At 65.7% G+C, this 8,465-nt stretch carries 8 protein-coding genes and 1 other RNA gene; all 9 read left to right on the top strand.

Going from position 1 to position 8,465, the window contains the following annotated elements; translation table 11 throughout:
• Positions 1-271 precede the first annotated feature (271 nt).
• Positions 272-1,297 carry a lipopolysaccharide heptosyltransferase II gene (waaF, locus tag VLU25_10500; GenBank protein ID HSR68362.1) on the top strand — a complete coding sequence of 342 codons (1,026 nt, stop codon included), beginning with the start codon at positions 272-274 and terminating at the stop codon, positions 1,295-1,297.
• The gene (gene gmhB / locus VLU25_10505) at positions 1,290-1,940 is read left to right on the top strand and encodes a D-glycero-beta-D-manno-heptose 1,7-bisphosphate 7-phosphatase (GenBank protein HSR68363.1); all 651 of its coding nucleotides are present in this window, start codon (positions 1,290-1,292) and stop codon (positions 1,938-1,940) included. Before waaF ends, gmhB begins: the two co-directional genes overlap by 8 nt.
• Positions 1,941-1,951: 11 nt before the next feature.
• Positions 1,952-2,947: a PfkB family carbohydrate kinase gene (locus VLU25_10510; GenBank protein HSR68364.1), complete on the top strand. Its 996-nt coding sequence runs from the start codon at positions 1,952-1,954 to the stop codon at positions 2,945-2,947.
• Between the two features lie 493 nt (positions 2,948-3,440).
• Complete coding sequence (locus VLU25_10515; protein ID HSR68365.1) at positions 3,441-4,007, top strand: DUF2911 domain-containing protein; 567 nt, start codon at positions 3,441-3,443, stop codon at positions 4,005-4,007.
• A 310-nt stretch (positions 4,008-4,317) separates the two neighbouring features.
• Positions 4,318-4,785: an adenylyltransferase/cytidyltransferase family protein gene (locus tag VLU25_10520; protein HSR68366.1), complete on the top strand. Its 468-nt coding sequence runs from the start codon at positions 4,318-4,320 to the stop codon at positions 4,783-4,785.
• Between the two features lie 414 nt (positions 4,786-5,199).
• Complete coding sequence (locus VLU25_10525) at positions 5,200-6,624, top strand: glycosyltransferase family 9 protein (protein HSR68367.1); 1,425 nt, start codon at positions 5,200-5,202, stop codon at positions 6,622-6,624.
• Positions 6,621-7,145 carry an isoprenylcysteine carboxylmethyltransferase family protein gene (locus tag VLU25_10530; GenBank protein HSR68368.1) on the top strand — a complete coding sequence of 175 codons (525 nt, stop codon included), beginning with the start codon at positions 6,621-6,623 and terminating at the stop codon, positions 7,143-7,145. Before VLU25_10525 ends, VLU25_10530 begins: the two co-directional genes overlap by 4 nt.
• Positions 7,146-7,172: 27 nt before the next feature.
• Positions 7,173-8,054, top strand: a complete 882-nt coding sequence (locus VLU25_10535) for a DUF3108 domain-containing protein (GenBank protein HSR68369.1) — start codon at positions 7,173-7,175, stop codon at positions 8,052-8,054.
• 239 nt (positions 8,055-8,293) lie between these two features.
• Positions 8,294-8,465, top strand: an RNA gene (rnpB, locus tag VLU25_10540) — RNase P RNA component class A; the annotation flags it as partial.

The following is an 8,465-nucleotide window of genomic DNA, read 5'->3' on the forward strand; positions in this document are numbered from 1 at the left end:
TTCTGGGAGACTTCCGAGCCGGCGACGGAGGAGGTCCGAAGTGCGAATGGCGAAGCTTGAGATCCCCGAAGGGGTGCGATTCGCCCGCCCCCTCCTCCGCCAAAGGCTACGGAGGGCAGGCAGCGACTGTGTTAGAAGTCAAGTCCGGGCTCGCTGAAGGCGAGCGATTCGTCAGCCCAGGGTGGAGGCCGCTGCAAGCGAAGCGCGGCAAGGGCGCAACCCTGGGTCTCGGAGAAAGAGAATCCCAAACGCTGAAAGCGTGAGATAACGAATGCCGCGCGGCATCTTGATTTCGGGGACGAACTGGATCGGCGACGCCGTCATGTCGGTGGCCGCCATCCGCGAACTGCGCCGTCTTTTCCCCGATCAGGCGCTGACGCTGCTGGCCAAGCGCTGGGTTTCGGGACTCTTTGAGGGACAAGGGCTGGTGGACGCGGTGGTGCACCCCGAGGATTACCCGGGGACGCGGCTGCCCGGGCGGCTGCGCGGCTTCTCCCACGCCGTCCTCTTCCGCAATTCCTTCAAGGCCGCCCTGCAGGTGTGGACCGCCCGCATCCCCCGGCGCATCGGCTATGCCCGCGATTTTCGCTCCTGGATGCTGACCTGTGCCGCCAGGCCCCGCATCCGCTCCCTGGGACGCCACCAGACCTACTACTACCTTGACCTGCTCTTCCAATGCGGTCTCTCCGAACGCAATTACCTGGAGGAGGACGACTTTCAACCCGACGTCCGTCTGGAGGCCCGTCCCGAGTGGGTCGAGCAGGCCCGCGCCTTGCTGCGCCAGGAGGGCATCGATGAAGGCGAACGGCTGGCGGTCATCCACGCGGGCGCGGCCTACGGTGCGGCCAAGCGCTGGTTTCCCGAGCGCTACGGCCAGTTGGCGGGACGGCTGATCCGTGAAGAGGACGCCCGCGTGGTGCTGGTTGGCTCGCAGTCCGAGCGTCCTCTGGCGGAGCAGGTGCAGGCAGCTTCGCCCGAGCCGCTCTGCCTGCTCAACGGACGCACCAGCCTGGGACAACTGATGGGCCTGATCAGCCTCTCGGCCTGCTTCATCAGCAACGATTCGGGACCCATGCATCTGGCCGCCGCGCTGGGCGTTCCCCAGGTGGCGCTCTTCGGATCGACCGACCTCGACGCCACCGGTCCCTTCAGTCCTCAGGCGCGGGCGATCTACAAAAAGGTTGAATGCAGCCCCTGCCTTCTGCGAGAATGCCCGATTGATCTTCGCTGTTTCGCAGGCATCTCCGTGGACGAGGTGCTGCAAGCCGCCCGACGGCAGATGAGAGGCCATGGCTGAAGTAGCAGTTTTCCTCGACCGCGACGGGACCGTCATGGAGGACGTCGGATATCTCGACGATCCCGATGGCGTGGCCATTTTTGAAGAGGCCATCGAGGCCATCTCGGCCTTGCGCGAGGCCGGCTTCAAGATCGTCATCGTCACCAACCAGTCGGGCCTGGCCCGCGGACTCTTCACCGAGAAGACCCTCAACGACATCCACGACACGCTGCGGGCGGCCTTTCAGCATCAAGGAGCCCCTCTGGACGGCATCTACTACTGCCCCCACCATCCTCAGGCCGCGGTGGCCCGCTTCCGCCGCCACTGCAACTGCCGCAAGCCCGAACCGGGACTGCTGCGCCGGGCTGCCGAGCAACTCGAAATCGACCTGGGACGCAGCTACATGGTGGGCGACAAGGTGGCCGACGTCCTGGCCGGACACCGGGCCGGATGCCGCGCCGTGCTGGTCAGGACCGGAGAAGGCGAGAAAGCGCTGGAGAAGTTTCAGACGGGCCAGGTCGAGCCTCCCAAATCGACGGCCCGTCCCTCGGCCGAGGCCAACTCCTCCCGCCGCCGCTCGCCCGAGGAGCCCGACTACGTGGCCTGCAACGTTCTCGACGCCGCCCACTGGATCCTCAAGGACCGCCGCCGCAGGAACGACTAGCAGGAGCAGGGATGAAGGCTGAAACGACCGCCAAGCTGCTGGAGAGATTCTCCCGGGCCAGGGTCCTGGTGGTGGGCGATTTTCTGCTCGACGAGTTCGTGCTGGGCGACATTTCGCGGGTGTCGCGGGAAGCGCCCGTCCTCATTTTGCGCTACGCCAACTCCGACTTCCGTCCCGGAGGGGCCGCCAACACCGTGGCCAACGTCCATGCCCTGGGGGCGCAGGTGCGCCCGCTGGGATTCATCGGCGAGGACGAGTCGGGCCGCATGCTGCTCAACTGCTGGTCGAGCCGGATCGACGCTTCGCTGGTGATGCCTCAAAGCGACCTGCGCACCACCCGCAAGGTGCGCATCCTGGCGGGGTCGTTTCAGAGCTTCCGCCAGCAGGTGGTGCGTCTCGACTACGAATGGCCCTTGACTCTGTCGGCGGGGCAGGAAGAGACGCTGTGCGGACGCCTCACCGAGGTCATGCCCGAGTGCGACGCCGTCATCCTCTCCGACTACAGCCTGGGCAACCTGAGCGAGCGCGTCCGCCGCACCGCCATCGAGACCGCCCGCAGCCTGGGCAAGCCGCTGGCCGTCGATTCGCGCGACCGCTCCGAACTCTTTGCCGGCGCCACCACCCTGACTCCCAACGTCTCGGAGCTTGAAAGGGCTCTCGACGTCCGCCTGGGTGAGGACGAGGAGCTGCTGGAGCAGACCGCTGAGGCCTGCCGCCGCCGTTGGGATCTGGAGGCGCTGCTGGTCACCCGCGGACGCCTGGGGCTCTCACTCATTCACTCCGGCGGCGCTCTCCACATCCCGCCCTACGGAGAGGGCGAGGTGGCCGACGTCACCGGGGCGGGAGACACCGTCGTCGCCACCTACACCGTGGCCCTGGCCGCCGGCGCCGACTTTCCCCAGGCCGCCCGCCTGGCCAACCGCGCCGGAGGCCTGGCGGTGTGCAAGCGCGGCACCGCCACCATCTCCCGCGCCGAGCTTCTGGCGACTTTCTCCAGCCCTGAATAGCGGTGCCGCGTGGGGGCCGTGGGGATTTCCAGGTTCCACCATAGTCCCTTGACCGGGTGGGAGGCGCATCCCTGCGGCGATGGAGGCGATGCCGCGAGGGGGCTGATCGGGGGAGTCGGCTGGCCCGTCCGCAAACGAGTCAGCTCCGGAGGTTCCGGACACATGGGTGGGGATCGCCGCAAGGATGCGCCTCCCACCAGACCGGGAGCCGGGCTGCTTGACTGAGCTCCGGTGACGGACTGGTGGCGCTCCAGCTTGGCTTGCAGGGGAGCGGCCATGGCGGTGCGGATTCCCAGACCTCCCACCATACCGGGGGCCGGGCTGCTTGACTCAGTTCCGGTGGCGGGCTGGCAGGGTTCCGGCTTGGCTTGCAGAGGAGCGGCCATGGCGGAGGGGATTTCCAGGCCTCCCACCAGACCAGGGGCGGGCGGGCGCCCCACGCGCAAGGGTAATCGTTTACAATGTGGGCTCTTTGAAAGGGAGGATATCGAATATGAAGAAAGTACTGCTTCTGTTTCTTTTGATTGGATCGCTGTTGATGTGGGGTTGTGCCCCGGGTGAGACCGCTGACGAGTCGGCCGAAGAGCCGGCCGGCGAGGCGATGGAGGAAGGCGACGACGAGGCCCCTCCTGCCCGCGGCATGGCTGAATTGACCCTTGACGGCAAGCGAATCGCCATCGACTATGGACGTCCCGCCCTGGAAGGGCGCGACATGATCTCTCAGCTTGAGGTGGGCGCTGCCTGGCGCATGGGCCAGAACGAGGCCACCGTCCTCGACACCGAAGCGTCCCTGACCTTCGGCGACGCCTCCATCGAGCCCGGCCAGTACCGCCTCTGGGCCATGAAGACCTCTGCCCAGGAGTGGGTGCTGATCGTCAGCTCTGATCTGGAGAACTATGACGAGTCCAACGAGGTGGCCCGCATCCCGTTCACGGTGGGAGAGAACGAGGCGGCCGCCGAGCAGTTCACCATCGAGCTGCAAGAAACAGGCGCCAACTCCGGCACCCTGGTCGCCACCTGGGACATGCTCCGCCTCAGCGCCGACTTCACGGCCGAGTGACCCGCCGGCAAGGATTCACCTCCGGCGACCTTCGGTCGAACTCCCAGTGCCCAATACCCAACTCACAAGATCGGTCCTCTTGGAAGTTGGGTGTTGGGGATTGGAAGTTGCATCGCCGAGCCAAGGTTATGGAGGGTTTTGCGATGGGCACAACGAGCCCCGAAGGCAACCGCCTCCCCCCTGGGCAGGACGTCCCAGGTCTGGTGGGAGGCGCATCCTTGCGGCGATGTGCACAACGAACCCAAAAGGCAACCACCTCGTCGCCCGCAACCGGCCCCCAAAGAAGGCCACGGAAGGCGACCAAACCACCATGCTGAAAACCCGCACGCTAGAGGACGCGGTTTCCCGGACCCGCCAGGTGCAGGCCGCCGGCGGCAAGGTAGCCTTCGCCAACGGATGCTTCGACCTGCTTCACGTGGGCCACATCCGCTACCTCCATGCCGCGCGCCAATTGGCCGACCGCCTGGTGGTCGGAGTCAACTCCGACGCCTCGGTGAGTCGCCTCAAGGGAGAGGGCCGTCCTCTCATGCCCGAGGACGAGCGGGCCGAGATCCTCTCGGCGCTGCAATGCGTCGACGACCTGGTCATCTTCGACGACCCCACCGTCGACCGCCTGCTGCTGGCCATCCGTCCCGACTTTCACTGCAAGGGCACCGACTACACCGAAGAGTCGGTGCCCGAGCGTGAAACGGTGCTCTCCTACGGCGGACGCATCGCCATCGTAGGCGACCCCAAGGACCACTCCACCAGCCAATTCCTCAAGAAGACTCGAAGCTAGTGCCGCCGGTCATAAATTCTGAGCCAGGGGCCCTCCGTTTCTTGTCCCTGACAGGGACGGATTCGCCAGCCCAGCGGCTGTGTTAGAAGTCAGGCCCGGGCTCGCTGAAGGCGAGCGATTCGCCGGCCCAAGCGACGGTGTTAGAAGTCAGGTCCGGGCTCGCTGAAGGCGAGCGATTCGCCGGCCCAAGCGACTGTGTTAGAAGTCAAGTCCGGGCTCGCTGAAGGCGAGCGATTCGTCAGCCCAGGGTCAGCCCCGGCGAGCGTTAGCGAGACGGCGGCGCCACCCTGGGTTTCAGACGGCAAAGGTCCGAACGCTGAAAGCGTGGGATAACGCCACAGGGTCGCTCAAAACTTCTGACGCGCGGCACTAGCGGCCTGACCAACCACCGGGCCAATCCGGTACAATCCACGGGTGGAACCGCGCAAGATACTGATCGTCCGGCTGGGAGCTTTGGGCGACGTCATCCATGCCGTACCGGCTCAGCAGGCCTTGCGCAGGCGCTTCCCCGAGGCCGAGATCCACTGGCTCACCGAACCGCCCTACCGTCCCCTGCTGGAGGCGGTGGAAGGCCTGGACAAGGTCTGGACGGCCGACACCAAGAGCTGGCGCAAGCGCCTTTCCCTGGGCGAGATGAGCGGACTGCTGCGCCGCCTGCGCGGTCAGCGCTTCGACCTGGCGGTCGACTTCCAGGGACTGCTCAAGTCCGCCGTGCTGGCCCGCCTGGCGCGTCCCCGGCAGCTCATCGGATTCCGCGCCGAGCGCTTCAAGGAAGCCGCCGCCTCCTGGTTCTACGCCCGCACCGCCGACGGCGAGGCCGACCTGACCCGCAACATCATCGACACCAACCTGCACCTGCTTTCGCTGGTCCTGGATGAGGCCGACGTCGAGGCAGCCAGTCCTTACCTGCCCCTGAAGCTGCCCCAAGAGGACGTCCGCTACGTCGACCGGCAGCTCGAGAAAGCCGGAGTCGATCAGCCCCCGGTGCTGCTCAATCCCGGCGCCGGATGGGAGACCAAGCTGTGGCCGGCCCCCCAGTTCGCCCGCCTGGGACGCGCCGTCGAAGAGCAGCTCGGCCTGCCCGTGGTCTACACCTGGGGACCGGGCGAAGAGCCCCTCATGGAGCAGATCAGCCGCCAATTGTCGCCTCGCCCAGTCCGCACCTTCCCAACGACTATCCTGCAACTGGCCGCCCTGTGCCGGCGCTCGCGCCTCTTCGTAGGAGGCGACACCGGCCCCCTCCACCTGGCCGCCGGTCTCTCCGTCCCGGTGGTGGCCGTAATGGGCCCCACCACCGCCACCCGCAACGGTCCCTTCGACCCCGCCGACGAGGTGGTTCAGTGGAGCCTCCACTGCTCCGACTGCTACAAGCGCACCTGTGACCGCTACTTCTGCATGAACATCCCCCCCTGGGAAGTCCTCCGCGCCGTAACCCGCCGCCTTAAGAAAACCGCGGGAGGCGCACCTGGCGACCTGCGGTCGAACTCCCAAAGCCCAATACCCGACTCACAAGGACGGTCCTCTTGGAAGTTGGGCGTCGGGGATTGGAAGTTGCATCGCCGGGGCGCATCCTTGCGGCCCTCCTCCCCTCCTTCGCTAAACCTACGGAGGGCGGGCGCCAGGGCTATGGACGGCTTCGCGAGATGCACAACGAACCCAGAAAGCAACTACCTGCGGCCCGGGCAGGACGCCCCAGGTCTGGCGGGAGGCGCATCCTTGCGGCGATGTGCACAACGCCCACGGAAAGCAGGCCCGTCTCCCCAGCAAGATACCCCCAAACAACCCTCTGCGAACCCGGTCCCCCAACCTCCAGCACCCTCCCCCAAGGGCCCCCAATGACTGTCCAGCGCCTGCGCGTCCCGGTAGGATTCCTCTACGCCGCCCTCTTCCTCTACTTCTCCCAGCCCCGCCCCTGGCTCTACGCGGCCGGACTCCTCCTGGCCCTTCTAGGCCTGCTCATCCGCCTGTGGGCCACCGGACACCTTGAAAAATGGCAAGGACTGGTCACTTCAGGTCCCTACCGCTATACCCGCAACCCCCTCTACTTCGGATCCTTCATCCTGGGCCTGGGACTCACCCTGGCCGGCAGCGTGGTCTGGCTGGTGGTCCTCTACGCCGTCCTCTTCCTGGCCTTCTACTACCCGGTCATGCGCCGCGAAGAGGACGAGCTGCAGGCCGGCTACCAGGACCCCTTTCCCGACTACCGCAAGCGGGTCCCTCTCTTCTTCCCCGCACTTCGTCCCGCCTGGCCCAAATCGGATCGCCGCTTTTCCTGGACCCGGGTCAAGGCCAACCGCGAGTATAATGCCGTACTAGGATTCTTGATACTTAGCCTGCTGATCGGCATCAAAATGTGGTAGGCGGCGGCGGGCGGTCAAGAAATCACCATGAAGAAGACGGCTACCATTCTGATGATCTTTGCCCTGGCGGCCATGCCCTTGGCCTCGGCCCCGGCCTCCGATCCGGCGGGACCGGCGAACCCGCTTTTCGACGAGGTGGCCCAGGCCGAAGCGCCCTTCATCGAGGGCGAGGAGCTGACCTTTTCCATCTACTGGAAGCCGCCTGCGGTCCTCAAGTGGCTGATCGGCAACATCAAGGCCGGGGAAGTCAAAGTCCGCGTCGAGAAAGACACCTACCAGGAGCGTCCGGTGTGGAAGCTGACCGCCGAGGCGGCCACCAGCGGATTCGTGCGCAGCCGCATCCTGGCAGTCGACGACCGCTTCGTTTCCATCATCGACCGCGACGACTACCGCTCTTATCAACTGCGCAAGTTCATCCGCGAGGGCGACAAGACGCGCAAGGACGTGACTTCCAGCTTCCGCTACTCGCAGGACCAGGTCGAGGTGCGCAAGGTCGATCTCAAGCACGAGCCTCCCAGGACCGAGGTCAAGACTTTCCAGGGCATTCCGGGTCCTCTGGCCGACGTGGTGAGCGTCTTTTACGTGGCCCGCCTGCGCAGCATGAAACCGGGCGAGCGCTACCAGATCCACCTGGCCGACGAGTCCGAGCCGCAGGAGGTCAGGGTCGAGGTGCTGGAGAAGGAATCGACCAGGACGCCGCTGGCCCGGTACGACAGCGTCCGCATCAGCACGGAGGGTGCCTACTTCAACGAGGGCGGAGGTTTCTTGATCTGGTATTCCACCGACGACCGCCGCCTCCCCATTCGCTTCGAAGCCGACGCCAAGATCGGCAAGGTCTACGGCGAACTGACCGGCATCGCCCGCGGCAACGTCATCAAGAAAACCATCCGCCTCCACGACAACCCCTAGCTTGCGGCCTCCTTCCCTCCTTACAACGAACCCGCAAGGCAAGCGCCTCCCCCCCGGGCAGGTTGCCTCTCGTCTGGTGGGAGGCGCATCCTTGCGGCGATGTGCACAACGTCCAAAAGACAGCAAACCCGTCTCCCCGGCAAATTGCCACAAAGTGAACGCTGAAGCTTCCCCTCAGGAGGCTGACCAGGACCGCAACCAACCCGCCGGCCCGGCAATCTCATACAATGGCAGTGGGCCAAGTCGAGCGGGCGGTCGCTGCCCGGGGAAACCCGGGGAGAGGAAAGTCCGAACACCACAGGGCAGCGTGCTTCCTAACGGGAAGGAGGGGCGACCCTACGGAAAGTGCCACAGAAAACAAACCGCCCCGGCTTCGGCCGGGGTAAGGGTGAAACGGCGAGGTAAGAGCTC

The sequence above is a fragment of the Acidobacteriota bacterium genome, assembly GCA_035471785.1.
GTDB lineage: Bacteria > Acidobacteriota > UBA6911 > RPQK01 > DATIPO01 > JANQFM01.

What these genes read in the sequence shown, in the direction of transcription:
- VLU25_10520 (HSR68366.1), top strand. Translation starts at nt 4,318, where the DNA reads ATGCTGAAAACCCGCACGCTAGAGGACGCGGTTTCCCGGACCCGCCAG.
- VLU25_10535 (HSR68369.1), top strand. Translation starts at nt 7,173, where the DNA reads ATGAAGAAGACGGCTACCATTCTGATGATCTTTGCCCTGGCGGCCATG.
- VLU25_10530 (HSR68368.1), top strand. Translation starts at nt 6,621, where the DNA reads ATGACTGTCCAGCGCCTGCGCGTCCCGGTAGGATTCCTCTACGCCGCC.
- VLU25_10510 (HSR68364.1), top strand. Translation starts at nt 1,952, where the DNA reads ATGAAGGCTGAAACGACCGCCAAGCTGCTGGAGAGATTCTCCCGGGCC.
- gmhB (HSR68363.1), top strand. Translation starts at nt 1,290, where the DNA reads ATGGCTGAAGTAGCAGTTTTCCTCGACCGCGACGGGACCGTCATGGAG.
- waaF (HSR68362.1), top strand. Translation starts at nt 272, where the DNA reads ATGCCGCGCGGCATCTTGATTTCGGGGACGAACTGGATCGGCGACGCC.
- VLU25_10515 (HSR68365.1), top strand. Translation starts at nt 3,441, where the DNA reads ATGAAGAAAGTACTGCTTCTGTTTCTTTTGATTGGATCGCTGTTGATG.